This window comes from Labilithrix luteola (assembly GCF_001263205.1).
Lineage (GTDB): Bacteria > Myxococcota_A > Polyangia > Polyangiales > Polyangiaceae > Labilithrix > Labilithrix luteola.
In genome coordinates this window covers 4964330-4989042 of record NZ_CP012333.1, presented here as the reverse complement: position 1 = coordinate 4989042, position 24713 = coordinate 4964330, and the positions used below count along the sequence as shown (strand labels likewise).

Here is a 24713-nt window from a genome sequence, read left to right as displayed (position 1 = left end):
TCCGCATCAGCGCGCTCGAGGAATTGTCATGCGCAGGCCAATTTTCACGCTGTTTCTCGTCGTCGCGAGCGGCTCGACCGGGTGGCTCGCATGCAGCTCCGATCGCTCGACGTGGAGTCCCGACGACGGGACGTTCATTCCCCCCGATGCCGGCGACCAGACCGTCGAGGCATGTGCCGGCTTCGCGTGTTCGCGCGATTTGCGTTCCGTCCTCGACTGCAACGGGAATGTCACCCAGCAATGCCCGCCGGATAAGGCGTGCGGCGGCGATCGATGCGTCGACCCCTGCAGCGCCGCGGCGGTGAACGCCGGCTCCGTCGGCTGTTCGTTCGCCGTTCCCAGCTCGAATAGCGACCAATTCAGCAAAGGCAGCTGTTCGGCACTCTTCGTGGCCAACAACTGGACCTCGCCGGCAACACTGCACATCGAATTCGATGGACAGGAGCGCTCTCTCGACGGCGCCGTATGGATTCCATCGATCGTGGACGGCAAGGTGGTTCACACCAAGCTCGACGGACCGCTCCCCCCCGGCGCAGGGGCCGTCATCTTCTTCTCCGACGAGAAAGGCGTCGTCTCCGGCACGTATACCCCATGTCCGGACGGGGTGACGCCAGTCCTCGACAAGGATCCTGTCGTCCACGATACGGCGATCGGCCGCGCAGCATTCGTGAGCGCCGACGTTCCGATATCGATGTATTCCATCTTTCCCTACGGTGGAGCGAAGACTCAATTTCCCAGCGCCACACTCCTCCTCCCGACGACGTCGTTCGGAGACAAGTACGTCTTCACGAGTGCCTGGGGTGGCAAGCTCGATCGCTTCGGTCGTGGCGAGCTGCGCGGCGCCGACGAGACGATCAATCAGACTGGGAGACCGACCATTCAAGTCGTGGCCATCGAAGACGACACGTCCATCGACATTCTCCCCAAGACCGACATCATGGGCGGCGATGGAGTCGCAGCGAGCCCCAAGGGTGTCGTCGCCAATTATCGACTGAAACGCGGTGAACTGCTCCAACTCACCCAGGAGAGCGAGCTCGTGGGGTCGATCATGGAGTCGAACAAGAAGGTCGGACTCTTCGGCGGCAACACGGCCGTGCACATACCGAGCGACGTCACCGCCGCCGACCAGGAGAACGAGCAGATTCCGCCCATCTCCGCGTGGGGCCGCGAATATGCCATCACCACGGCGCCGAACCGAGCCATGCTGATGTCGAACGGTAAGGAAAAAGAGCGCGATCCGAGCGTCGTTCGACTCGTCGGTGGAGCCGACGGCATCGAGCTCGTCTACGAACCGTCGACGCCTGCGGGCGCTCCGACGACGCTTGCAGCTGGTGAGCTCGCCGCGTTCTTCGTCGACCAGCCCTTCGTCGTCCGCAGCCAAGACAGCGACCACCCGTTCTTCGTCGCGGCGTACATGACCGGCGCCGACGCATCGTCGTACCAGGTCGGCGACCCGGAGATGGTCCTGGTCATTCCGACGGACCAATGGCTCGACACCTACGGCTTCTTCTCGGACGCGAATTACAAGTCGAGCTCCATCGTCGTGACACGCCGAAAGGACAAGGGCGCCTTCCACGACGTGATCCTCGACTGCGCCGGCCCACTCACGAACTGGATTCCGATCACTCCGGACTTCGAATGGACGTCCGTGGCGCTCTCGTTCTACGGCGCGCCCCAGACTTACCCCGGCGGCACCTGCAAGGATGGTCCGCAACGGATCCACAGCGACGGTCCCTTCACGAGCACCGTCTGGGGAGTCTCCGCCTACGCCAGCTACGCCTACCCCGGCGGCGCCGGCCTGCGGCCGATCTCGAGGACGAACATCACGGTGCACTGAAGCGTTGTCCAGCCCGACGTACCACGCCAGCCAATCGACGCTCCTCACTACATGCACTTGAAGAGTCGGCGCCTCCGCCAGTGGGGCTCTCCTCGACCTGCTCCCCGACCAGCCGCTCCTCACCGTGGAAGCGCTCGAGGAGTCGGGCGATATGCGTCGAATCCGCTATCTTCGAGGCGTTCGTGTGGACGCATGGGTCTCGTCGCGCGATCTCGACGAAGGCCTAGGCTTCGACTGCGACGATTGTGATGGCGAGGGCATCGGGCGGTAGATTCTAAGGGCCCGTATCGCGTCCCCAGTAAATGGCATCAACCGTCTTGTCGAAGCCGACGTCGAACGCAAGGCCGCCTTCTTCACCGACGACGTACATCCCATTGTCTTCCGGCCGAGGGTCGTGCCCCGCCCCGTACGCGGCATCCAGGTCGCGAAGCGTGCTACCGATGCCGATGCCTTTGCTCGTCGTGAGCCGCGATGGCCTCACGATCTCGAGCCCACAGACGCTCACCGTCTTCACACTCGCTCCGCAAAATAGCATCTCGGCGGCGTGCCCTTCCCACCACCACCTGATCGTGACGGAGCCGTCGTGCTCGACGTTGCGTTTCCATACTCGCGACGGTTTGCCGAGCTGCGCGATGACCCGCAAGGGCGTCATCCCCATGCGGACACCACCGATAGCCTCGCCCGCGAGAAGCGCCTTCGCCGCGCTTCGCCGCTGCGCGCTGCCGGCACTCGCGGGCAGGCCAGCAAGAAGCAGCGCCGCTCCAACCACCCATCGCGCCCATCGCGGCATTCGCACGCCCATCGTACGTTCACGGTTCGCCAATCTTCCTTCGTCCCTCGTCCTGGCGCGGAATACGACGGTTTCGATGCCGGTCACCCGAGCGTGATTCGGGCGCGTCGTTTGCTCAGACAGCACGGCGTGACGTCGACGCCTGTGCATCTCGGCGAGTGACACAAGGGGAGAGACGTGTTGCGCGCGACACCAATCTCCGCGGCGACCCCTGGGTGCCCCAGCCGGCATCATGCAAGAGCCGAATCGGAGAAGCGTCGTGTCCCGTTCACGCGATGTGTCGGCTGCTCGCCATCGCATGTCAGCGGCCCAACGAACGGCGACTCACGGACGTCACTTACGTGTGTGTGTGGACGGCGGAAAGCGGAAGGCGGAAGGCTACGTCGTCGTCTTCTACGAACGACTGGCTTCACCGTTCCAACCGGGTCTGCCAATTCGCCAGCAACGAGTACCGCCAGCGACTGAGTGTGCTCGTGAGCATGAGGCGTGTCGGGAACCTGCTGGAACGACGCTGTCGCCGGATTCTTGGTCGCCACGCTCGAGAACGAGCTCTGAACGACACAACGCCTACCGAGGTGGAACAGGAATATCTCGACCAGGCGGCCTGACCGGTGCCGAGGGTGCTTCGCCTGGATGAATCAGTCCATGCTTCTTCCACCCCGTGCTGCCGAGCCAGGTTCGTGACGGCATCACCGGAGACCCTTCGCTCGGCGGGGTTCGGTGCTGGATCCAGCCCGTGAACCATTGCGCCGAGGAGTACAGGTCGATGCGGGGTGCGCCGTTCGCGAGACGCTGATGCTTCTTGAAGTTGGCAATCACGTAGACAAGCGCATTTCGCACCTGGCGCGGAGAGGTGAGATCGCGGCGATGATAGCGATCGCCCCAGATTCTGCACCGCTTCACGCCGAGGGCCTTCTTGAGACGCTTCGACGCGCGCACCGTGAAGCTCCTCATGCCTCGCTCGAGCGCCTGCTTGCTCGAAGCTTCGACGATCGTGTGAACATGATCCTCTTGAATCGAGTACTCGACGATACGAAAGTCGTCCCGCCTCGTCGCGCGCACGGCACTCTCGAGAACCTTCGCGAGCACCTCACTACGGAAGCTCGGTAGCCCGCGCGCGGCACGAAGCGTGACATGCACCGGATGGCGGGAGCAGTGCTCGGGCCGCCCCCGATGCATGACACGTCGCCGAGGTCCGGACTTGCGCCCCGCATTCGGACGCGTACCTCCGCGCGTTCGTCGAACGACGTCCGTGAGCAGCGAAAGCTGCGCCCCCTTCATCGCTCCCCCTCAACCTCGCGCCGAAACGCGAGAGAACGACTCTAATCATGATTCGACAGCCAACAAGTCCATTCTTTATTTCATCGCGCTCACGAGGCAACGACATCGGGGCTCCTTCGCGACCTGCCCACAAGTCCGTGTAGCCGGGAGAAGCGCCCTATTCAAACATTCGGTTTCGATGTCCCCATTGTCCTCCATCGGCGAAGGACGCGTCGGGGACCGAGCTGCACGCACGCAACGCAACCCGCGAAGCGTGGCGAGCAGCGATCGTGCCCCAACCAGAAGCGCCCTATTCAATGCAGCGGGCCGAGCTCCAATCCCAACGCAATGGCTCGTTGCCCATCATCGCAAAGGTTCCTTGTAGAAGGCACCTCGATGCGTCCGTGCTCGTTCTCGAAACGGTGAGGGACTTCTCCCTCCGACGCGAAGGCAATCGCGGAGCATGCCGCGCCGCTTCGCGAGGCAACACCATTGGATGACAACCGACGTGGCACGGATCCGTCAGTTCATTCCAGAGGCATATGCGATGGTCAGGCGATGGCGTGGGCTCCCTTCGCCGCTTGCACACAGATCACGCATCTTCGGCAGAAGTGCCCTATTCAAACATCACGAGCAGCGATCGCGCCCCCGGCGAGAAGCGCCTCATTCAAAAATGGCTGCGCTCGAACCGGCATCGTGTTGGAACGACGCCGGGCACCTACTCGTTACGACAGCGAAGTCGGGTGCGGACCGCACAAGGGGCGCAAGGCCTCGCGCTCCGACCGGGGGAGCGTGACGAGAGCGTGGGTCGGCTTGCCCGAGGCGCGATCGTAGAATGGATGAGGCCAGGCCTTGCCGCCGAGTCTCCAGCCGAGAAGGAGACGGATGACGTGCGCGATCATGCGGAGGCTCGGACGAACCGAGCCTTCGGGGGCTTGCCAATGGCGGACTTGCCTTGGACGGGGAACGCGCGGCCGAAGACGGCGGCTTGATCGCTCGCGGTCGACAGCTCGGGGACCGCTTGGCGAAGGAGGCCGATGAAGGGGACCGCGGGGCTCACCGTGTTGCCGAGCGGGGTCTTGCAGCAGCTCGCGTACCAGCGAGAGAGGCCCTTCGCAGAGAGCCTCATTCCCACGATCCGCTTGGCACCGCGCTCGAACGTCAGCGACGACGGCGCGAACTGGACGATGTCGCTGCCGCCCTGCGGGTCGAGGAGATCGGCGCGGTCCAGCCAGTGGAGGAAGGCCTGGCAATCCCCGCAGTAGCAGACGACGCGGTTGACTTTGCTCGGCGCGACGCCCCGCAGCCGCCCCTGAACTTCACCGCAGCGACATCGAACCGCGACGTCACGACTCATGCCGTCATCCTCGATCGCCCTTCACCCCGACGCACGCGATTCTTCGATGCCCGGTCGCTAAAGACCGTTTCGTTGCAGCCGACGATGGCATGGCCATTCGACTATGAAAGGAGCATGGCGTCGGAGGACGAGAGACCACGCTCGCCCGCAGACGCCCCCACCCCGATCCCCGATGCCCCGCGCGCCGCATCGCCCGCTCGCGCGCGTTCGACCGCGCTGACCGAAGGTCCGATCGCGCGCACGCTGCTCTTCTTCTCGCTCCCGATTCTCGCGAGCAACGTTCTGCAGTCGATCAATGCGTCGATCAACACCGTATGGATCGGTCGATTGCTCGGCGAGCGCGCGCTGTCGGCGGGTGCGAATGCCAACAGCTTGCTCTTCTTCCTGCTCGGCGGCGTATTCGGGCTCGGGCTCGCCGCGACCGTGCTCGTCGGACAGAGCCTCGGAGGGCGCAATCTCGACGAGGCCAAGCGGACCATCGGGACGTGCATCACCTTCTTCGGCGCCGTGTCTCTCGTGCTCGCCATCTTCGGGATTGCGTTTGCCGAACACGTCCTCGCGGCAATGCGAACGCCGCCGGACTCGCTACCACTTGCCTCCGCCTATCTGCGGGTGACGTTCATCGCGCTTCCGGGCATGTATCTGTTCACCTTCGCGATGATGGCGTTGCGGGGTGCGGGCGACGCCAAGACGCCGTTCTACTTCTTGCTGCTCTCCGCCGTCGTCGACGTATCGCTCAATCCGCTGCTCATCCGAGGTATTGGCCCAATCCCGGCTTTGGGAATCACCGGTTCGGCCTTGGCGACGGCGATTGCCCAGTGGACGAGCCTCGCGGCGCTCGTCGTTTACCTCTACCTGAGCAAGCACTTCCTTCGCCTGGCGCGAGGCGAAGGGCATTATCTGAAGATCGACCGCGTCATCCTGCGCGCGTTGATCCTCAAGGGCGTGCCGATGGGGCTCCAGGTCGTGGTGATGTCGGCGTCCATGATCTTCATGATCAGCCTCGTCAATCACTTCGGCTCACGGACGACCGCTGCGTACGGCGCATGCTTCCAGCTGTGGAACTACATCCAGATGCCGGCCTTCGCAGTCGGCAGCGCCGTCTCGTCGATGGCCGCACAGAACGTCGGCGCGAAACGGTGGGACCGCGTTGCCAAGGTCGCGCGCGCCGGCGTGATTTACAACGTGTTGCTCACTGGCTCGCTCGTGCTGCTCGTCACGCTCGTGAACCGGCCGGCCTTCGGCATTTTCCTCGGGACAATCCCGAGGCGATCGACATCGCGAGCCACATCCACCACATGGTGTCGTGGTCGTTCGTGCTCTTCGGCGTCTCGTTCGTTCTCTCGAGCGTCGTGCGAGCCACGGGAGCGGTGATCCCACCGCTCGTGATCCTGATCATCTCACTTTGGATTTTCAGAATCCCATTCGCCTATGCGCTGATGCCGGTGCTCGGAGCCAACTCGCTCTGGTGGAGCTTTCCCGTTGGCTCCGGGATGTCGATGCTGATGTCGATTACCTATTACCGATTCGGCAATTGGCGTTCTGCCCGGATGCTGTAGCGCGAAGGAGACCGTTCTCCGCGGTGAAACTCATTCCGGATCGCAGACTCCATCGCAGGTGTGGATCACCTCACCGGTCTCGAGGAAGTGCCACGCCTGCTCCTGCAGCTTCGGCGTACGCCGCGGCTTCTCGTGCGTATCTGTCGCTTCCGGCGCGGGGCGATTGGTCTCCGGATGAGGAGGAACTCCGAAATCCGCCTCCTGGAGCACGTTCGTCAACACGAGCGGAGGATCGGCCACGTCCAGACCGAAGATCGGGCGAACCGGCGGAGACACGAGCTTCGCCTTGTACAGACGTGCGAGCAGGTGGGTCACGTCGTTGTTCACCTGCGCATCCTCGAGACCGGCCTGGAGCAGAACGCTCTTCGGCCCGGCGCCGGGAACGTTGCTCGAGAGGGGTGCGAAGTTGATGGCGTCGGTCTTGTCCCAACCGAGCTGGACGAGGTCCATGATCTCGGCAAACTCCATCGGATCGAGATAGTTGGCTCCGATGTTCGTCGCGACTTGCTCCCACTGCGATGCGCGCGCCAGCAAGAAGCCGATGGCCACGCCGGGGACGCCGAGCACGGCGCGGGGCAGATCGCGCGAGGGCAAAAAGACGAGATTGCCCATCGTGCCGCCCTGCGAATTGCCATGATAGTAGAGGCGAGCCGGATCGTAGAAGGGCTTGCCGTCCCTCTGCACGTTCGCGTCCGTGAGGAAGCGACCCTTCATCAATCGCTGGAGCGCGAGGTGGTTGATCACGCCTTGGAGAGGCTCCTCCGAGATCGTCGCGAGGCACGTTGCGTCTTGCGGTAGGCAAACGAACCAGACGACGCCGGCCGCCGTATTCATGCCCTGCATGTCGGTCGACAGCACGAGGAAGTTCTGCTGCGCAGCCCAGTTCCGGAGCCAGCTGTTGTTCGCCTCGCCATCACCGCCGAGGAAGCCGTGGCCATACTGGACCACCGCCGAGAGCGTCGAGCTCGTCAAGGCGACGCGCGGAATCTGAACACGGAACTTCACGTCGGCGGTGCCCTGCGCCACCGGAAGCCCCTGCCCGTCCAGCCGCAGCCGGTTCGGCGAACCGACGACGGGGGCAGCATGAAGTTCGGAATCTTGGCGACGCCTTCCAGAATCTTGGCAATCGGACCTTCGGGCCCGTCCGGATCGGCGACCACGTTGGTGATCGAGTATTCCGGCCCCTGATCCCCGATGAGGTCGTAGAGCCGGTCACGCATCGAGAGAAGGCGGGTCGTCGAGTTCTGCTCGCTCGAGGTGGTGAAGTCCCATGCGAGCTGAACTTCCGTGCGCGCAACGCCCGCCTTGGCGATCACCGGGAAGACGTCGTTTTCGAAGTGCGCCCGACGCTCCTCGATTCCCGCCAGTTTCGTCGGCGCGCCATCTCGCAGTGCAGCGAACCCACGCGTTGCAGGCAGAGGAGCGCCCGAAGCGTCCACCAAGCCGCGCACGATGACCACGTAGCGGTGCGAATGCTGCAGGCCATTCGCCACCCGGATCTGAATGATGTCTTTGCCGTTGTCCTTGGCCTGGTAGTCCCACTCGACCCAGTGCGGAGCTCGCTCGCCCGTCTCGGCATCGACGATGATCGTCTTGCTCTCCGGCTTCTGCGAAGCCCCGATGTCGGTGATGGGCGGAGCTCCGTTCAGCGTCGCGCCGGGCAACGTGAACGTGATGGCTGGAACGATCGGATAGCCGTCGTTCGCCTTGAACGGCTCGGGCGACATCGGAATGTCGTTGACGCTATTCACCGGCAGCGCCGTACCGAAATCGAGATGGAACGCTTGTCCGAACGGACCGCCGGACTTTCGGAAATAGTCCGATGGAAAAGGAAACATGCAGGCCGATTCGTCGAGGTTTTCGCACGCCGGATCGCCCTCGACGGCCGCCCCATCGGTCTCGGTGTCGCTACCGCACGAGGCTGACGCCAGCGAGACAGCGGCCGTCATGAGCGTCACCGGGAGGATTCGAAGAAGTCGCGAGAACGGCCGAAACTCAACCATGGAGCCCCCCCCTACCACGGCGCTTCGGAGACCTTGAGTCTGTTTTGCGTCGTAAATCGAAGTCTCGCGGCGGAGACGCTAAAGCTTCGGCGCCACGGACCGTTCACCCCCGTCAGGCCCAGCGAGGCCGAAGGCTCACGCGCAGTGCGGAGCGCAAAGAATTCCGAATACGGGAGGAGTCCTCTATGCGACACACGGTCTCGAGAACCACCACGCTTTTCCTCGCGGCGATCCTCGCTGCGTGCGCCGGGCAGACCGGCTCGGAGAAGCCGGATTCTCCGTTCAATCCCGACGAGCCGTTCGCCAAGGTCGAGGCCGCGCTGACCCCACTCGCCACCGCCTGCGCGTTCAATGCCACCACGGGCGCGATGACGGTCACGATTGCCGACGGTGAGACCGCGATCATCTCGAAGCGCGCCGCCGACTCGGCCATTCTCCAGAACGGAGAGACGTGCGCAACGGTCGCGACGTCGACCACGCTGAAGAAGATCACGGTGACCGGCTCGAGCGGCACGAACGCCCTCATCCTCGACTTCACGAACGGCCTCTTCGCCCTCGGCACCACCTCGGCCGCGTCGAGCGGAATCGCGGTGGACCTCGGCGCCGGCACCGACACGCTCGGCATCAAGGGCACGTCGGGCGCCGACAACTTCGTGTTCGGCGCGGCGAGCATCTTGCTCAACACCGACACCAACAAGGACATCACCGTGGCGGGCGTCGAGGCCTACGTGGTCTCGCTCGGCGACGGCGACGACGTGTACTCGGCGGCGGGCAACGCCACGGCGGGCGCGCCCTTCGGTGCGCCCATCGCCGTCTACGGCGGCGCCGGCAACGACACGTTCAACCAGGGCTCGGTGAGCACGCCGCAAGAGACCATCTCGGGCGGCTCGGGCACCGACACCGTCACGTACGCGTCGCGCACCGCGGCCGTCACGGTGACGATCGGCGCGGGCTCGGGTGCGAGCGCTGACGACGGCGTCTCGGGCGAGCAGGACGACGTGACCGCGGACGTCGAAGTGGTCGTCGGCGGAAGCGGCGATGACACGCTCACGGCGTCGGCCACCGCGGCGACCCTCCAGGGCGGCCCCGGCAACGACACCCTCATCGGCGGCGCCGGCGACGACACGCTCAGCGGCGGCGCGGGCAACGACATCCTCCGCGGCAAGGCGGGTAACGACATCCTCAACGGCGACGACGGCGACGACGTCTTCGACGAGGAAACGGCCTCGAACGGCGCCGACGTGTTCAACGGCGGCAACGGCATCGACACGGTCGACTACGGCGCCCGCACGGTCGCGCTCGTCGTCACGATGGATGGCGTCGCGGCGAACGACGGCGAAGCCAACGAGAAGGACAACGTCAAGGCCGACGTCGAGAACCTCAAGGGCGGCTCGGGCGACGACAACATCACGGGCAACGCCAGCCACAACAAGATCTGGGGCGGCGACGGCAACGACATCCTCGCGGGCGGCGCCGGCGACGACGTCTTCGTCCAGACGGGCACGACGGCCTCGGACGGCGACGACCGCATCAGCGGCGGCACGGGCGTCGACACGGTCGACTACTCGTCGCGCACGGTGGCGGTCACGGCGACGCTCGACGGCGCCACGGCGTCGGGCATCAGCGGTGAAGCCGACATCCTCGCCACCGACGTCGAGAACCTCTGGGGCGGCTCGGGCGACGACACGCTGACGGGCAACGCTTCGGCGAACGAGCTCGTGGGCAACGCCGGCGACGACCAGCTCATCGCGCTCGACGGCGACGACGTCCTCGAAGGCGGCGCGGGCGACGACTTCCTCAACTGCGGCAACGGCTTCGACATCACGTTGGGCAGCATCGGCAACGACACGAAGGACCCGAGCTGCGAGCTCTGATCCGACGTCGTCACTGAGCGCGAAGGCGTCGCGATGGCCTCCCCATCGCGGCGCCTCTCGCGTTTTGTAGGTTTGCGGGTGACGCGATCAACCTTGGGGCGGCACGCCCGATGCTTGGAGGACGGCATGTTCCTCCGGCGTGCCAAGACACCGTCACTGCACCTTGCTCTCGTCTCCTGGCTCTCGTACCTGCTCTGGCTCGTGGCCTGTTCGGGCTCACCGCTCGGCTCGGCAGACGGAAGCGGAGGCGAAACCGGCAACGCGTCGTCCGGCGGCAAGCCAGAGGCGGGTGCGCCATCGACGTGGACCAAGACGATGCCGTCGATCGCGAACTTCGCCTATTTTTCAGGCACGTCGTCGACGATCGGTCCTCGCATTCTCGTCCGCGGCAACGACCCGAGCACCCGCATCTCGTCGCTGCACTTCGAGTTCCTCGATGCCGAAGGCAAGCCGGCGGTCATCGATCCCGACGGCGATGGTGCGAGCGAGTCCGCCGAGCTCGACGTCGACGTGCCGGCGGGTCAGCCGCAGGGCGCCTTCTTCGTCGCGCTGCAGAGCGCTCCGCGTTTCGACGAAACGGTGCAGATCGTGGCCGTGACCCCTCGCGACACGTCGGCCAATTGGGGCGAGCGCAAGATGGCGTTCATCACCTCGATGCCCCTGCGTGCCGAGGGCCAAGACTGCGACGCCGACGGCTTCGACAGCTGCACGACGGGAACCATGTGCACGGCCAACGGCGCCACCGAGTCCCCGCGCTGCATGTCGATTGCCGTCGTGCGCAGCTCGCGCTGCAATGGCGCGCCTGTCATCGTCGCGAGGTCGGGCGCCCAGAGCGTCAGCGGCGAGGCGGCGGGCACGAGCGCCTGGGATGCTCCGAGCGGCTGCGCTTCGGATGAACGACGTGGCGGCCCGGAGAGTACCTACTGGCTGCGCGTGACGAGCGAAACGCCTTCGATCACGCTGACGACCGCCTCGAACAAGACCAACTTCGACACCGTCGTTTACGTTCTTCCGTCCTGCACCGCCGAGCCGCAAGACGCGCTCGGCTGCAACGACGACGGCGAGCCGCCGAGCTCGACTCTCACCCTGCGTGACGTCCACCCCGGAAGCTATCTCGTGGTCGTCGACTCACTCGATGCGAAGGGCGGAAGCTTCGAGTTGCGCGTGACGGTCCCCTGACGGTCGAACGAGCCAGCAAGCCAATCGAGCGCCAAAGGCATGACGCTGGCGGCGCGTCGCCCGAGAAATCGCGGGCGAACGACGCGAGGCATGTCGGTTGCTTCGAGCGGGTCCGAACGACGCCTGAGAGTTCGTGGTGGAGAAAAGACGATGAAAAGGACGATGTGGTTCGCGTTGTCGGGAATTGGCGCTGCCATCGCCATTGCCTCCTTTGGCTGCTCGGCGAGTGATTCGGGCGCGGGCGCATCGGACGATGGCGGCACCTCACCGAGCGCGAACGAGAACGAGAACGAGAGGCCCGGCGACACGACTTCGGAAGACGGCGGCGGTGGCGGCAGCACCGATCCCAACACGCCGTCCGGAAATCGAACGTTCGCCCTGAAGGCCGTCAAACTGCAGCAGGTCGGGCGCAACGGCGACTCGCTGCGTATTGCACTCAAAGGCACCGATTCGTCGAAACAGACGACGTCGATGTTCGTGCGCTTTCGCGACAAGACCGACAACCCCGTCATTGCCATCGACTCGGACTGGGACGGCATCGCCGATACCGACGGGCGGCGCTTCCGTTTCGACACGAGCACGCTCGGAACGCCGGACTTCACGGGCGCCGTCGTCCAGGCCGGTCTCTACCCGATCGGCTCACGCATCGCGCGCGCCGTCATCGTCCTCGAAGACGAAAGCGGCAAGCAGTCCCCCGAGATGATCGCCGACATCGCCAATCAAGCCATCCGTGGTGAAGGCGAAGCATGCGACACCACGCTCGTCGCCGATCGCTGCGCCGACGGGATGTCGTGCGCGAGCGAAGGCGGCGCTCCCGCCACGTGTCACGCCGGCGTGGCTCCCACGCTCTCGCAGTTGGCCTATGTACGCGGAGCAAGTCCGCGCATGCTCTTTCGCGGAACCGAGCCCGATCAGGACGTCGCGCGCATCGACGTCGAGTTCCTCGACGCAGCCGGCAATGCCAAGATCGTGAACCTCTCGGGCGATCCCGAGAATCCCGACCTGCGCGACCGCTTCTCGATTGCTCTCGATCCGCGCGCCGACAACCTGGGCACGATCTTCTTCCGCGAGAACATCGCAAGCTCGGGCTTCGACGGCGTGGTTCCGAAGGTCGCCGCCACCGTCACCGACGCCGCCGGGCACGTGAGCGCACGCGTGGTCTCGAGCGTGGGGGCCGTTCCGACGCGCACGAACGGTCAGGCCTGCGACGACCGCGGGTTCGACGCATGCGCGAGCGGAAGCGTGTGCAGCCCAGGCTTGCCGGACGTCGCGAACAAGTGCGCGAGCGTCGGACCGTTGCGCACGACCAAGTGCTCCTCGGCAGGCGCGCTCGATCCCGCGAAGGGCATGACCAAGGCCTTCGGCCTCACGAGCGGCGCGAGCCTCTGGGATCCGCCGGCAGGCTGCGTCTCGAACGATGCCACCGGGCGCCCCGAGAGCGTCGTGCCGCTCCACCTCGCGAAGGCAGCGAGCAGCCTGAAGATCACGACGGCGATGCCCGAGACCGAGATCGACACCGCGCTCTACCTCTTGCCGAGCTGCGCGGCTCAGGGCACTGCCGCGCTGGCCTGCAACGACGACGATCGCGGCTACACCTCGACGCTCTCGCTCGAGAACGTCCCGGCCGGCGACTACGTCGTCGTCGTCGAGTCGATCTCGATGCGAGGCGGAAAGTTCGGCGTGTCGATCGAAGCGAAGTAGCGCGCTACTTCGACTCTTTCGCCGGCTCTTTGGCGGGGGCGGGCGCGCCTTCCTTCGGCGGCTCCGTGGCGACCTCGACGCCGCGGCCCTCGACGAGCTCGGCGCTCGCCAGCTTGACCACGTGCTCGGAGCCGTTGAGACCGCTCGAGATCTCCATCGTCGTGCCGGTATCGCGCTCGATGGTGACGGGAACCAAGTGGAGCTTGCCGTCGACGACCGTAGCCACGCGCACGCCATTCGCGTCCTGCAGGACGGCGGTGCCGGGGATCTCGTAGACCCGATGGGGCGACGGCAAGGTGAGCGAGACCTGCGCGTACATGCCGACGAGCAGCTCGTTCTTCGGGTTGTCGACGCGGACCTCGGTGTTCATCGTGCGCGACCCTGGATCGAGCGCGCCGGCCGAGCGAGCCACTTTGCCCTGGAACGTACGACCCGCGTATTCGCGAACGGTAACCTGCGCGGGGACGTCGGAGCGAACGCTCGGAGCGACGTCTTGCGGGACCTGCACGAACACACGAACCGGATCGGTCTCGGAGATCTTGAAGAGCGGCGTACTCGACGAAACGAGCGCGCCGCGTTCGATCAAGCGGGCATTGACGGTGCCGCCGAAGGGCGCCGTCACGTGCGCGAACGACTTGAGCTGCACGAGGCGACGCATGTTCGCCTGCTGGGCCTCGATGTTCGCCTGTGCGACCTTCACGTTCGCGTCGTCGACGAGCGTCTGCGCCTGCTGCTTGTCGAGCTCCTGCTGCGAGGCGACGCCCTTCGGCGTGAGCAGCTTGTAGCGATCGAGGTTCGTGACCGAGAACTCGTGGTTGGCTTTGGCCTGCACGAGCCCCGCCTGGGCCTGCGCGAGCTGCGCGCGCGCCTGGTCGATCTGCTGATCGAGCTCGGGCGTGTCGATCTCGGCGAGCGTGGCGCCCTCCTTGACCTTGTCACCAATGTCGACCGCCCACGAGCGCACGTAGCCGCTCGCACGCGGAAACACCGTCGTCTCCTGGAGCGCCTGCACGCTGCCGGGAAGCGCGAGGGAGCGATCGCTCGACTTGGCCTTCGGGGTGACGACCTGAACGCGGAGAAGGGCGTTCTCCGCTTCCTTGGTCGAGGTCTCGAGCGCCTGCTTCGAACGATGCTTGGGCACCCAGCCGATGACGAACGCCGCGCCGATGACGGCGAGGGCAACGGCCCCGAGGGCCACGATGCGCGTCGGCGAGACCTTCGCGGCCTCCGGCAAGTCGAAGCCGAGATCGCGGTCGTCGTCGGTGTCGGACGGCTGCTGACCGTGACCGTGACGCTGGTCCTCCGGTTCCAAGTGCCGCTCGTGATGATGTTCGTCGCGCATGGTCATAGCCCGTGGAGCTCCGGTTCGGTCGCCGGCGACTTGCGTCGCAGGAGGCTGTACATCACCGGAACGAAGAACAGCGTCGTGAAGGTTGCGAGCAAGAGGCCACCGATGACGGCACGGCCGAGGGGAGCGTTCTGCTCTCCGCCTTCGCCCAATCCGAGCGACATCGGCAGCATACCAATCATCATGGCGAGCGCGGTCATCATGACCGGACGAAGACGTGTCATTCCTGCGGCGAGAGCTGCCTCTGTGGCGTCACGTCCGTAGGCGCGCTGCCCGTTGGCGAACGTGACGACGAGAATACTGTTCGCCGTCGCGACACCGACGCACATGATGGCTCCCATCAGCGCAGGAACGCTGAGGGTGGTGTGCGAGAGGAAGAGCATCCAGGCGATACCGGCGATGGCACCCGGCAAGGCCATGAGGATGATGAACGGGTCGAGCCACGACTGGAAGTTCACCACCATGAGCAGATAGACGAGCACGACCGAGAAGACGAGGCCGTAGGCCAAGCCGCGGAAGGACGACTCCATGCTCTCCACCTGTCCCTTGATGCGGACCGTGGTGCCGCGCGGGAACGTGGGACGCATCTCGTCGACGACCTTGTTCACGGCGGCGGCGACCGAACCAAGGTCGGTGCCGTCGACGTTGGCCTGAACGTCGTAGGTACGCGAGGCGTTGAAGTGGGTGACGTTCGCCGGGCCGGTCGTGCGCGAGACCTGCGCGACGTTCGAGAGGAACTGCGTTTCCTTGTTCTCGACCGCCAGCGGCGTGGTGCCGACGTCTGCGATCGAGTCGATCGCGTACTGCGGAGTTTGCACGGCCACGAGATATTGTATGCCGCGCTTGGGATCGAGCCAGTAGCCAGGCGAAACCTGAGAGCTCGACGAGAGCGAGATGAGAAGGTCGCTCGCGATGTCTCGCTCCGTGAGCCCCTGCTGGCGGGCCATGGTGCGATCGACGTCGACGCGAAGCTGCGGCACGCGCTGGACCTGCGCGAGGTGCACGTCGGCCGCGCCCGGGATGTTCTTCACGCGCTCGGCAATCTTGCGAGCGACGTCGTAGGTGGCCTCCTCGTTACCGACGGCGCCGACGACTTGCACGTCGATCGGAGCCGCAAGACCGAAGTTGAGCACCTGGGTCGAGATGTCGGGTGCGAGGAAGAAGAAGGTGGTGTCGGGATATTTCTCCGCCAGCTTCTTGCGTAGCTCGCGCACGTAGCCCGCGGTGGGCTCATGATCCTCTTCGAGGGCGATGAGGATCTGGCCGTCGGCGGGCGAGATCGACGTACCCTCGCTGAGCGAGAGGTTGATGCCGGAGTACGGCGTCCCGATGTTGTCGAGCATCGTCTTGATGCTCTCGGGCGGAATGACCGTCTTGATGGTGTCTTCGATCGCGGCAAAGCGCTTCTCGCTCTCCTCGATACGCGTGCCCGGCGGGCCACGGACGTGGAGCTTGATGAGACCGGCATCGACGCTCGGGAAGAAGTCGCGGCCGAGGAACGGCATGAGACCTCCCGAGAGAACGACGAAGGCGAGAAACGCCGGGACGACGATGCGACGATGGCTGAGCGCCCAGGCGAGCCAACGGCCGTACGCCGTGCGGAGTTTGTCGAACGAGCGATTGAACGCGGCGTGGAAGCGCCCGAAGATGCTCTTGGGCTCTTCCGGATGACCATGCCCGTGCTTCTCGTGCTTGAGGAGAAGCATGACGAGCGTGGGCACGAGCGTTCGCGAGAGGAAGTACGAGACCATCATCGCGAAGACGACGGACATCGCGAGCGGAACGAACAGCGACTTGGCCGCGCCGGTGATGAACAGGACCGGCACGAAGACGATGCAGATGCAGAGCGTCGCGACGAAGGCCGGCGTCGCGATCTCGCGCGCACCGTCGAGGATCGCCTGGATGAGGGGTTTGTTCTTCCCCATCTGACGGTGGATGTTCTCGATCTCGACCGTGGCGTCGTCGACGAGGATACCGACGGCGAGCGCCATACCTCCGAGCGTCATGACGTTGAGGCTCTGCCCAAGCGCCGCGAGCATGATGATCGAGACGAGGATCGAGAGCGGAATCGAGATGACGACGATGAGCGTGCTTCTCCAGCTTCCGAGGAAGAGGAGAATCATGAGCGCCGTGAGGCCTGCGGCGATCGCCGCCTCTTTCACGACGCCATCGACCGCGGCACGCACGAAGAGCGACTGATCGAAGAGGAGCGATACCTTGAGCTCCTTCGGCAGCTTCGCCAACGTGGACGGCAGCATCGTCTTGATGCTGTTCGCGACCTCGAGCGTGCTCGCCGCGCCGTTCTTCAAGATCGACATGAGCACGGAGCGTTTGCCGCTGACGTGCACCATGTTCGTCTGAGGTGACGACCCGTCGCGTACGCTCGCGACGTCGCGCACGTAGACCGTGGTTCCGCGCACCGTCTTGATCGGCAGGTCGCCGATGTCCTTCAGCGCCTCGGGGCTGCTGTTGAGGACGATGGGAAGCTCGTTCGCCCCCATCTTCGTCGTGCCGGTCGGGAGGATGACGTTCTGGTTCGACAGCGCGGTGCTGACGTCACGCGGCGACAGCCCCCATGCGTAGAGACGCGTGGGATCGAGGTCGACCATGATCTGACGCTGCTTGCCGCCGTACGGCCACGGGATCTGCGTACCGGGAACGGTCGCGAGATCCGCGCGGACGAAGTTCGTTCCGTAGTCGAAGAGCTGCTGCTCGCTGAGCGAATCGCTCTCGAGGACGGCCTGGATAATCGGAACGTTCGACGCGCTATAGCGGATGATGAACGGCGGCGTTGCGCCCGGCGGCATCTGCCGAAGCACGGACTGCGAGACGGCCGTGACCTGCGCGGTCGCCGCTTCGATGCGCGCGCCCGGCTGGAAGAAGATTTTGACGACCGCGATACCCGTGAGGGACTGACTCTCGATGTGCTCGATGTCGTTGACGGTCGTGGTCAGCGTGCGCTCGTAGTTGGTGACGATGCGCCGCTCCATCTCCTCGGGAGACAGACCTTGGTAGTTCCAGATGACCGAGATGACGGGGATGTCGATGTCCGGGAAGATGTCCGTGGGCATCCGGACGATCGACATAACGCCCGCGATGACGATGAGCATCGCCATCACGATGAACGTGTAGGGGCGTTTAAGTGCGATTCTTACGAGCCACATTGGGAAAGGTCTCGATTGCGGAGCCTGGGATGCCGTTGGGGGTTGTGGCGTCGCGCAACAGGAGCGTCCAATATATTGTGCGGCATCCTTCGATACCTTTAAGGTATCGAGCCACCAAACCTGCTGGGTTTCGCGTCCTTTTTAACGACAGTTCGCGACGACTCGTTGCGTTCACTCTCCGTTCGTCGGCGCTGAGCAAGGTTTCGTCCGCCAACGACGACGGTTCACCCGAACACGCTCCACCTGCATGGATCTGCGCCACCTTCGCTACTTCGCCACCGTTGCCGAGGAGAGACACTTCGGTCGCGCGGCGGAGCGTCTTCATATTGCACAGCCGCCACTGAGCCGACAGATCCAGGCGCTCGAGAAGGAGCTCGGCTTCGCTCTTTTCGATCGCTCGAATCGGAGGGTGGAGCTAACGCCTGCGGGCGTCGTTCTACTCCGTCACGCTCGAAAACTTTTCGAAGCGGTCGACCTCGCGGTGCACGAGGCCAAGCGTGCGAGCCACGGCGAGAGCGGTCGCATCATGGTGTCGTATCCGTCGTCGCTCGCGTACAGCGGCCTCACCGAGCTCTTGCGTGCCTTCCGCGCGAGGTTCCCGCAGGTGGAGGTCGCACTGCGTGAGCTTCCTCCTCAACACCAGGTCGACGAGATTCACGCAGGGCGCGTCGACATCGGCTTCGTGAGGCCCCCCGTCGACGATCCGATGCTCGCCACGGAGCTCGTCCGTCAGGAGCCGCTCCTCGTCGCGTTGCCGGAAGGTCATGCGCTTGCCTCGAAGTCGCGCATCCCGCTCTCCGCGCTCGCCCGCGAGTCGTTCGTGCTCTTCCCTCGCCCGCGCGGTCCCGGCTACTTCGATCACCTCATGCGGTTGTTCCGTGATGCGGGCTTCACGCCGCGCATCGTGCAGGAGGCCCCTCAGCTCGACATCGTGAGCCTCGTCGCGGCGGGCTTTGGCGTCTCCGTCCTTCCGTCGTCGCTCCGCAGTCTCAGGCGCGCGGGGATCGTCTTGCGGCCCATCGTGGGCAATCCGCAGACGGCGCTCCTGGCGGTGTGGCTGCGCGACAACCGCTCGGCGGTGCTCGAGGAGTTCCTCGAGGTCGTGCGTGCATTCGCCCTGAAAAACAGGCGTAAGAAGGCAACCTGAGCGCCATCTGGTGTCGGCGAGACGGACCAGCTAGGTTGCCGATCGATGCGTGCGGTTGGGCTAGGTCGTTTCGTGATGGTTGCGGTCCTGGCGCTTTCGTCCGGCCTCACGTCGGGCTGCGCGGCCGTCTTCAGGAGCAGTGCTCCTCCGGTGCAGTTCGAGAGCGACCCCGACGGCGCGCAGATCTTCCTGAAGGAAGTGCCGCAAGGGCAACCAACGCCCGCCGTCATCCAGGTTCCTCGCGCCGGCACCACGTACGTTGCGGTGACGAAGCCCGGCTACGCCGACCATCGCAGCGTCGTGAAGAAGTCGAAGAACGGTGCATGGCTGACGTGGGACATCCTCACGTGCGCGATTCCCGTCCTGCTCTGCATCCCGCTCATCGCCGACGGCGCGAGCGGCGCATGGAACAACGTCGAGCGCGTCCACCACGCGAAGCTCGAACCTCTCGGCCCTGGCGGCCCTAACTATGGTGCGCGCCTACCACCAGGAATGCCGGTTGGCGCGGGTGCCTCGCCCTCGGCCTCGTCGAACACCGCGCCCCCGCGCCCCGAGATGAGCGAGTCCGAGCGCAAGGCCACAGCGCGCGCTGCGTTCCTCGAGGGCGTCGAGCTCGCGGACAAGGGCGACTGCACCCACGCGATCGGACGCTTCGAAATCGCGCAGCGCCTCTTCGACGCGCCCACGCACTTGCAGCATCTCGCCGATTGCCAGGTCTCCGTCGGCAAGCTCATCGAGGCGCAGGAGAACTACGAGACGCTCGCGCACGCGAACCTCTCGCCGCAAGCGCCTGACGCCTTCAAGCAGGCGCAAGAGAGCGGCCGTCAATCGCTCGCGGCGCTCCGCCAACGCATCCCCACGATGCGCATCCAGATCAATCCCTCGCCGAGCACGCTCCGAAACCTCGTCGTGCAGATCAACGGCAAGGTGATGCCGACCGATCTGATCGGCATCGCCCGTCCGGTCAATCCCGGTACGTACCGCGTGGTCACTCAGGCCACCGGCTACAAAACGACGCAGCGCGAGATCGTGCTCGTCGAGGGCGACACGAAGACCCTCGAAGTGCAGCTCACGCGTTAGGCTTGTGGGGAGCTTCGCTCCCCCTTGTGGGGAGCTTCGCTCCCCCTTGAAACCTTCGGTTTCGAGCCTCCCCCTCAGCTGCCCGCGGCGGGTCGCCTACGGCGCGTCGCGCTAGGAGCGCGACGAAGAACCCACCGCTCGCCGTGTGGCGACCTACACCCGTCTTCGTCTCTCAAAGCCTTCGCTCGGGGCCCCGTGGAGGGCTCCGCTACGGGCACACTACCGAGTGGGGTTGTGCGCGACGCGCGTGGCGAGAGCGTCAAGGGCGGTGCGCGCTTCGGGCGATGCCGAGCTCTTCGCGTTCTGGATGAGCGAGCTCGTGTTCGGTGCGTCGACGACGAGGAGCGCCTTGGCCGCGGCCTCGCGCGCGGAGCCGGTGTACGTGACGTAGGCGTCGACGAGCGCCTTGGCAGCCGCTCCACGAACCTCGTTCTCGTCCGTGCGATCCGCGAGCGTCTTCCAGCCCCACGCATTGCCGGCGTGGCCGAGCGACTTCACGACGAGGATCGCCGTAGCGTCGTCGGGACGGGCGGCAAGCCGAGCGGCGAGCGTCTGCGTCACGACCGTCTTGTGGCACATGCCCATGCCCGCGAGGATCGCCTTGGCGCGCTCCCCCGACGACGTCGCGAGCGACGACACGAGCTTCTGCGAAGCCTCGTCGGTATCCATGCGTGCGATCGCCTCGGCGACGGTACGCGTGGTCGTGAAGTCGGCATCACGCTCGAGCATCTTGCCGAGCACGGGCATCGCGCGAGGATCGCGCAGGAGACCGAGAGCCTCCACGAGATCGCGCTGAACGGCAGGCGACTGCTCGACCGGCAAGCCCGCCGGGCCATCGAACGCGAGGAGCTCGATCATCGGCATCACCGCCGTGGGGCCGAGCTTGGCGAGCGCGTGCGAGATCGCCGCCTTGCCCCCGCGCGCACGCGCATCGATGGTCTTCGAACGGGCAACGAGATCGTTCACGGCGTGGAACGAGCCCGCATCCGCCGTCCGGCCCCGCGAGATCTCCGCGCGAAGCGTGGACGAGACGTTCACCGGCAGCACCTTGCTTCCGTCGATCGCCAGCCCTGGATTGGCCGAAGCCTGACCCATGGTGAAGAAGCTGCCGAGCAGTGCGCCGAGCGCAATCGTGGTCTTGATCGTGGAGCGCATCATCGTCCGGTCTCCCACCATTTGACGTCGGGAATCTTGCGGCGCGTGTTCGAACCGCAGTGAACCTCGCCGAGCGCGGCGTGGTAGTCGTCCCAGTCTTCGGCAAAGTCGACCTTGATGCCGACCTTCGCGAGCGTGTCGATCAGGTTCTGACGGAAGATATCCGTGCCGCCGATCTCGGGGCCGTGGGGCGCGGGCGCGACGAAGCGATCGTCGGCCACGTAGATGCCGTTGACGGTTCCGGGCTGGTAGGCGACCGACGCGCCTTGGTACGAGTGGTGGAGGTACGGGACGTGGATGATCTCGTCGTCCGTCAGCCCGGTCTCCGCCTTGATCTTCGCGATCTGACCGTCGACCTCGGTCGCGGCCTCGGCGCTCGCGGTCATGACGTCGGTATCGGCCAGGACTTCGCTGATGGTCGCCTGCGCCGGGCTCGCCTTGCCGTTGTCGTCGTACCACTCCATGCCGACGAACATCGGCACGTCACCATGGCCGGCAGTGACCTGGTCCTGGAGCATCTTCTTGGCCATCGAGGCATCGTTCACGAGGAGGACCCATCCCCGCGGCGTCTTCGCCTTCACGAACGAGAGCGTCTCGTCGACGTGACCGACGAGCAGCCATGACGTGTCGACGTACACCGGCGGCTGCATGCCCTGCGACTCGAGCATCTTGGTGAAGGTCGGGTCGGGGTAGAAGTTGTCGACCTTGCCGCGGAGCAAACGGCCGAGCGGGTAGCTCTTGTCGCCCAGCGTGAACGGAGGAATCGTCTCCGTGTTGCCGAACGAGTTGAGCGAGTCCATCTCCAGCGAGTGCTTGGGGTCGTACTGCTGGATGCCCGCGCTGTCCTTGCCGCGGAGCTCGAACGCGTAACGGCCCGCGGTGCGAAGAGGGCTCTTGGCGTTGCCGGGGTTGTAGAGGTTCGCCGAACGGTAGTTCACGTTGATGACGTGCTGCTCGCCGTTCGCTCCCGGCATTGCCATGTACGCGGTCTCGAAGAAGTCCTGCGTCCACGGGTCGTCGGTCTTGACCTCGATGGGGGTGGGCAAGCTGGCTTCCGTGCACGCCGAGGCAAGATCCTTGCGCATCGCCGCATTGCCCGGCGATGCGTTGTTCGTGACGTAGACCGTCTGCGCTTGGAGCAGATGGTGGAACGTCATGACGGGCGAAACGCGAAGCTTCACCGAGTCCTTCGCTTCGCCTTCCGACGTCGTCACGGTGAAGGTCACGGTGACGCGACCATCCCATGCGTCCGAGTCGCGAACGATGTCCTTGGCCTCGATCGCGAGCTCGATGCCGTTACGGATCTCGTCGGCGGTCAGCGGGTCCTCGGTAAGGACCTCGAAATCGGTCGCGCCTTCGCCGACACGCTTGAAGATGCGAACGGGGTCCGGAAGGTCGACCGCGATCGTCGCCGTCGCATCGTCCGGTGCGTTCGGCCACGGTTTGGTCTTGATCGGAGCGAGGTCGAGCAAGTCGTCCGCGCCGTTGATCACCTCGTCCGCGGCGTCGTTGCACGTCGGCAGATCGAGGTCCGTCTTCGCCATCTTGCAGGCGACCTCGTCGTCGTCGATGTTCGCGAGGAACACGGCGCCGACCTTCTCGTTCCAGGTCGTCTTGTCGCCGTCGCTCTCGTCGTCGAACGAGACCTTGCCGTCACGGTTCGAGTCCGCACGGATGTCCGCGAGGATCTTCGACCCTGCACTGCTCGGGTCAGTCTTGGACTTGCCCGATGCGGTTTGTCCGTCATCGGACGCACCGCAGGCAGTGACGAGCAAAGCTCCGAGCAAGACGGCGTCGATTCGTCTCATGACCAAACGTCACTCCTCGCGTGCTGGGCGCGAGCGCCCTACGACCGAAGATCACTCAGTTGCAAATGTCCGACCATGACCCAGGTCCGCACGAAATTGCGGTGAATCGCGACGATACGTAGATCGCTGCGACACTTCTCGAACGCCCCCAGTAAGCGCCCGTTCGAAGCTTGACGCTCGGAGTTTCAGGCAGCTGCGCGCCGCGAGGCGGGAAGGAGACGAATGACGCATCGCAAAAGATCGTCGCGATATGGCTGAGCTAGACCGCAGCGACGACCCTCGGCATGGCGCGTCGACGAGCGCACGGTTAACCCTCGTGGACGACCATGCCGACTCTCACGCCGTCTCAACACGCGTTGCTCCAGGTCGTTCACCGCGCCGACGAAGAGGATGGCGGGCTGTCGACGGAAGACATCGAAGACGACGAGTACGAGGACCTCGAAGCGCTCGTGGTCGCGGGCCTCGTCGAGACGCAGGACGAGGGCGACGGCGACGCGTGGGTGCGCGTCACCGCGCGTGGGATCGAAGCGCTGCGCGGCCTCCGCGGCGAAGCCCCGGCGCCCTAGGGCACGAAACTGTTCGGTGCCCTAGAGCATGGGGATCACTTCCCGGTGAAGCGCGGCGGGCGTTTCTCCGCGAAGGCCTGCATCGCCTCGCCGAGATCCTGCGAAGCAAGAAACGCCGAGTTCCACAGCGCGACGTAGCGATTGCCTTCGGCGATGCTCTTGTCCTCGCTGTAGGCGAGCACCTGTTTGACGCCCTGCACGACGTGAGGCGGGTTGGCGGCGATCTCGCGAGCCATGGCGCGCGCGGCGGCGAGCAAGTCCGCCTCGGTGTCGTAGACGTCGTTGACGAGCCCGATGCGCAGTGCGCGTTCGGCGTCGATGTCCTTGCCGGTGAACGCAAGCTCGCGCGTGTGGCCGTGGCCAATGATGCGCGGGAGGCGCTGCAGACTGCCGAGGTCGGCGACGATGGCGACTTTGACCTCGCGCACACTGAACCGTGCATCGCGCGACGCGATGCGGAGATCGCATGCGGCGATCACGTCCACGCCGCCGCCGATGCACGCGCCGGCGATCGCAGCGATGACGGGCTTTCTGCACCGCTCGACGGCATCGGGGCCTCGCTGGAGCTCGCCGATGAAGTCGAGGAGCCGCAGGCGCTCGGCAGCGAGATTGCCGGGCGCAACGTGGCCCATGAGCTCACCCATCATGTTCTTCAAGTCGAGCCCGTAGCTGAATTGGCCACCCGAACCGCGCAGCACGACAGCGCGCACGAGCGGATCGCGATCGAGGGCATCGAAGACGACGGGCAGTTCGCGGAAGAACGCCGAGCCCATCGCATTGCCCTTGCCCGGCCCGGTGAGGCACACCTCGGCCACGCCATCCGCGATCTCGACCGTCATCGATTCGTAGGAAGCCATGGCGGCCATCCTACCGCCGCGACCCTTG

At 65.2% G+C, this 24713-nt stretch carries 19 protein-coding genes; 9 read left to right on the top strand and 10 right to left on the bottom strand.

Annotation, left to right across the window (positions count from 1 at the left end):
- The first annotated feature begins 28 nt into the window (after window positions 1-28).
- Window positions 29-1837, top strand: coding sequence for an IgGFc-binding protein (locus AKJ09_RS22060; RefSeq protein WP_146649187.1), 1809 nt, complete (start codon window positions 29-31; stop codon window positions 1835-1837).
- 274 nt (window positions 1838-2111) lie between these two features.
- Here AKJ09_RS22060 and AKJ09_RS22055 read toward each other — a convergent pair whose 3' ends face one another.
- The 3 genes from AKJ09_RS22055 to AKJ09_RS22045 all read right to left on the bottom strand — a co-directional run bounded on the left by AKJ09_RS22055 (window position 2112) and on the right by AKJ09_RS22045 (window position 5244).
- Complete coding sequence (locus tag AKJ09_RS22055; RefSeq protein WP_146649186.1) at window positions 2112-2633, bottom strand: hypothetical protein; 522 nt, start codon at window positions 2631-2633, stop codon at window positions 2112-2114.
- A gap of 561 nt (window positions 2634-3194) precedes the next feature.
- On the bottom strand, window positions 3195-3908 hold the full coding sequence (locus AKJ09_RS22050; RefSeq protein ID WP_146649185.1) for a transposase: 714 nt from the start codon (window positions 3906-3908) through the stop codon (window positions 3195-3197).
- Between the two features lie 877 nt (window positions 3909-4785).
- A complete protein-coding gene (locus AKJ09_RS22045) occupies window positions 4786-5244 on the bottom strand; it encodes a DUF6151 family protein (RefSeq protein WP_240488552.1) in 459 nt (152 codons plus the stop codon).
- 114 nt (window positions 5245-5358) lie between these two features.
- Between AKJ09_RS22045 and AKJ09_RS22040 the strand changes: the two genes are divergently transcribed.
- Window positions 5359-6618: an MATE family efflux transporter gene (locus tag AKJ09_RS22040; protein WP_205633764.1), complete on the top strand. Its 1260-nt coding sequence runs from the start codon at window positions 5359-5361 to the stop codon at window positions 6616-6618.
- On the top strand, window positions 6543-6803 hold the full coding sequence (locus AKJ09_RS54330) for an MATE family efflux transporter (protein ID WP_420814255.1): 261 nt from the start codon (window positions 6543-6545) through the stop codon (window positions 6801-6803). The genes AKJ09_RS22040 and AKJ09_RS54330 overlap by 76 nt, the downstream gene beginning before the upstream one ends.
- Window positions 6804-6833: 30 nt before the next feature.
- Here the strand turns inward: AKJ09_RS54330 and AKJ09_RS22035 are convergent, their stop codons facing one another.
- A complete protein-coding gene (locus tag AKJ09_RS22035) occupies window positions 6834-7829 on the bottom strand; it encodes a hypothetical protein (protein WP_146649184.1) in 996 nt (331 codons plus the stop codon).
- Window positions 7805-8806 (bottom strand): hypothetical protein, encoded by a 1002-nt coding sequence (locus AKJ09_RS22030; protein ID WP_146649183.1) that lies wholly within the window; start codon window positions 8804-8806, stop codon window positions 7805-7807. The genes AKJ09_RS22035 and AKJ09_RS22030 overlap by 25 nt, the downstream gene beginning before the upstream one ends.
- A 185-nt stretch (window positions 8807-8991) precedes the next feature.
- On the opposite strand from AKJ09_RS22030, the gene AKJ09_RS22025 reads away from it, so the two are divergent.
- The 3 genes from AKJ09_RS22025 (at window position 8992) to AKJ09_RS22015 (ending at window position 13560) form a co-directional block, all read left to right on the top strand.
- Entirely contained in the window at window positions 8992-10680 is a 1689-nt protein-coding gene (locus AKJ09_RS22025; protein ID WP_146649182.1) for a calcium-binding protein, read from the top strand.
- Between the two features lie 126 nt (window positions 10681-10806).
- Window positions 10807-11859, top strand: a complete 1053-nt coding sequence (locus AKJ09_RS22020; RefSeq protein WP_146649181.1) for a hypothetical protein — start codon at window positions 10807-10809, stop codon at window positions 11857-11859.
- 150 nt (window positions 11860-12009) lie between these two features.
- The gene (locus AKJ09_RS22015) at window positions 12010-13560 is read left to right on the top strand and encodes a hypothetical protein (RefSeq protein WP_146649180.1); all 1551 of its coding nucleotides are present in this window, start codon (window positions 12010-12012) and stop codon (window positions 13558-13560) included.
- A gap of 4 nt (window positions 13561-13564) precedes the next feature.
- Here the strand turns inward: AKJ09_RS22015 and AKJ09_RS22010 are convergent, their stop codons facing one another.
- Entirely contained in the window at window positions 13565-14902 is a 1338-nt protein-coding gene (locus AKJ09_RS22010) for an efflux RND transporter periplasmic adaptor subunit (RefSeq protein ID WP_146649179.1), read from the bottom strand.
- 2 nt (window positions 14903-14904) lie between these two features.
- Window positions 14905-18072, bottom strand: coding sequence for an efflux RND transporter permease subunit (locus AKJ09_RS22005; RefSeq protein ID WP_146649178.1), 3168 nt, complete (start codon window positions 18070-18072; stop codon window positions 14905-14907).
- Between the two features lie 247 nt (window positions 18073-18319).
- On the opposite strand from AKJ09_RS22005, the gene AKJ09_RS22000 reads away from it, so the two are divergent.
- The gene (locus tag AKJ09_RS22000) at window positions 18320-19219 is read left to right on the top strand and encodes a LysR family transcriptional regulator (protein WP_146649177.1); all 900 of its coding nucleotides are present in this window, start codon (window positions 18320-18322) and stop codon (window positions 19217-19219) included.
- Between the two features lie 45 nt (window positions 19220-19264).
- Window positions 19265-20299 (top strand): carboxypeptidase-like regulatory domain-containing protein, encoded by a 1035-nt coding sequence (locus AKJ09_RS21995; protein ID WP_205633763.1) that lies wholly within the window; start codon window positions 19265-19267, stop codon window positions 20297-20299.
- A 219-nt stretch (window positions 20300-20518) separates the two neighbouring features.
- On the opposite strand, the gene AKJ09_RS21990 is transcribed toward AKJ09_RS21995, so the two are convergent.
- Complete coding sequence (locus AKJ09_RS21990; protein ID WP_169927743.1) at window positions 20519-21457, bottom strand: HEAT repeat domain-containing protein; 939 nt, start codon at window positions 21455-21457, stop codon at window positions 20519-20521.
- Complete coding sequence (locus AKJ09_RS21985; RefSeq protein WP_146649174.1) at window positions 21454-23262, bottom strand: protein-arginine deiminase family protein; 1809 nt, start codon at window positions 23260-23262, stop codon at window positions 21454-21456. The genes AKJ09_RS21990 and AKJ09_RS21985 overlap by 4 nt, the downstream gene beginning before the upstream one ends.
- 326 nt (window positions 23263-23588) lie before the next feature.
- Here AKJ09_RS21985 and AKJ09_RS21980 point away from each other — a divergent pair, with 326 nt between their 5' ends.
- On the top strand, window positions 23589-23828 hold the full coding sequence (locus AKJ09_RS21980) for a hypothetical protein (RefSeq protein WP_146649173.1): 240 nt from the start codon (window positions 23589-23591) through the stop codon (window positions 23826-23828).
- Between the two features lie 35 nt (window positions 23829-23863).
- Here AKJ09_RS21980 and AKJ09_RS21975 read toward each other — a convergent pair whose 3' ends face one another.
- Window positions 23864-24685 carry a crotonase/enoyl-CoA hydratase family protein gene (locus AKJ09_RS21975; RefSeq protein ID WP_146649172.1) on the bottom strand — a complete coding sequence of 274 codons (822 nt, stop codon included), beginning with the start codon at window positions 24683-24685 and terminating at the stop codon, window positions 23864-23866.
- Between the last annotated feature and the right edge of the window lie 28 nt (window positions 24686-24713).

What these genes read in the sequence shown, in the direction of transcription:
- AKJ09_RS22045 (WP_240488552.1), bottom strand. Translation starts at nt 5,244, where the DNA reads ATGAGTCGTGACGTCGCGGTTCGATGTCGCTGCGGTGAAGTTCAGGGG.
- AKJ09_RS21985 (WP_146649174.1), bottom strand. Translation starts at nt 23,262, where the DNA reads ATGAGACGAATCGACGCCGTCTTGCTCGGAGCTTTGCTCGTCACTGCC.
- AKJ09_RS22015 (WP_146649180.1), top strand. Translation starts at nt 12,010, where the DNA reads ATGAAAAGGACGATGTGGTTCGCGTTGTCGGGAATTGGCGCTGCCATC.
- AKJ09_RS22060 (WP_146649187.1), top strand. Translation starts at nt 29, where the DNA reads ATGCGCAGGCCAATTTTCACGCTGTTTCTCGTCGTCGCGAGCGGCTCG.
- AKJ09_RS22005 (WP_146649178.1), bottom strand. Translation starts at nt 18,072, where the DNA reads ATGTGGCTCGTAAGAATCGCACTTAAACGCCCCTACACGTTCATCGTG.
- AKJ09_RS22030 (WP_146649183.1), bottom strand. Translation starts at nt 8,806, where the DNA reads ATGGTTGAGTTTCGGCCGTTCTCGCGACTTCTTCGAATCCTCCCGGTG.
- AKJ09_RS21975 (WP_146649172.1), bottom strand. Translation starts at nt 24,685, where the DNA reads ATGGCTTCCTACGAATCGATGACGGTCGAGATCGCGGATGGCGTGGCC.
- AKJ09_RS21995 (WP_205633763.1), top strand. Translation starts at nt 19,265, where the DNA reads ATGCGTGCGGTTGGGCTAGGTCGTTTCGTGATGGTTGCGGTCCTGGCG.
- AKJ09_RS22020 (WP_146649181.1), top strand. Translation starts at nt 10,807, where the DNA reads ATGTTCCTCCGGCGTGCCAAGACACCGTCACTGCACCTTGCTCTCGTC.
- AKJ09_RS22025 (WP_146649182.1), top strand. Translation starts at nt 8,992, where the DNA reads ATGCGACACACGGTCTCGAGAACCACCACGCTTTTCCTCGCGGCGATC.
- AKJ09_RS21980 (WP_146649173.1), top strand. Translation starts at nt 23,589, where the DNA reads ATGCCGACTCTCACGCCGTCTCAACACGCGTTGCTCCAGGTCGTTCAC.
- AKJ09_RS22010 (WP_146649179.1), bottom strand. Translation starts at nt 14,902, where the DNA reads ATGCGCGACGAACATCATCACGAGCGGCACTTGGAACCGGAGGACCAG.
- AKJ09_RS54330 (WP_420814255.1), top strand. Translation starts at nt 6,543, where the DNA reads ATGGTGTCGTGGTCGTTCGTGCTCTTCGGCGTCTCGTTCGTTCTCTCG.
- AKJ09_RS22040 (WP_205633764.1), top strand. Translation starts at nt 5,359, where the DNA reads ATGGCGTCGGAGGACGAGAGACCACGCTCGCCCGCAGACGCCCCCACC.
- AKJ09_RS22000 (WP_146649177.1), top strand. Translation starts at nt 18,320, where the DNA reads ATGGATCTGCGCCACCTTCGCTACTTCGCCACCGTTGCCGAGGAGAGA.
- AKJ09_RS22050 (WP_146649185.1), bottom strand. Translation starts at nt 3,908, where the DNA reads ATGAAGGGGGCGCAGCTTTCGCTGCTCACGGACGTCGTTCGACGAACG.
- AKJ09_RS21990 (WP_169927743.1), bottom strand. Translation starts at nt 21,457, where the DNA reads ATGATGCGCTCCACGATCAAGACCACGATTGCGCTCGGCGCACTGCTC.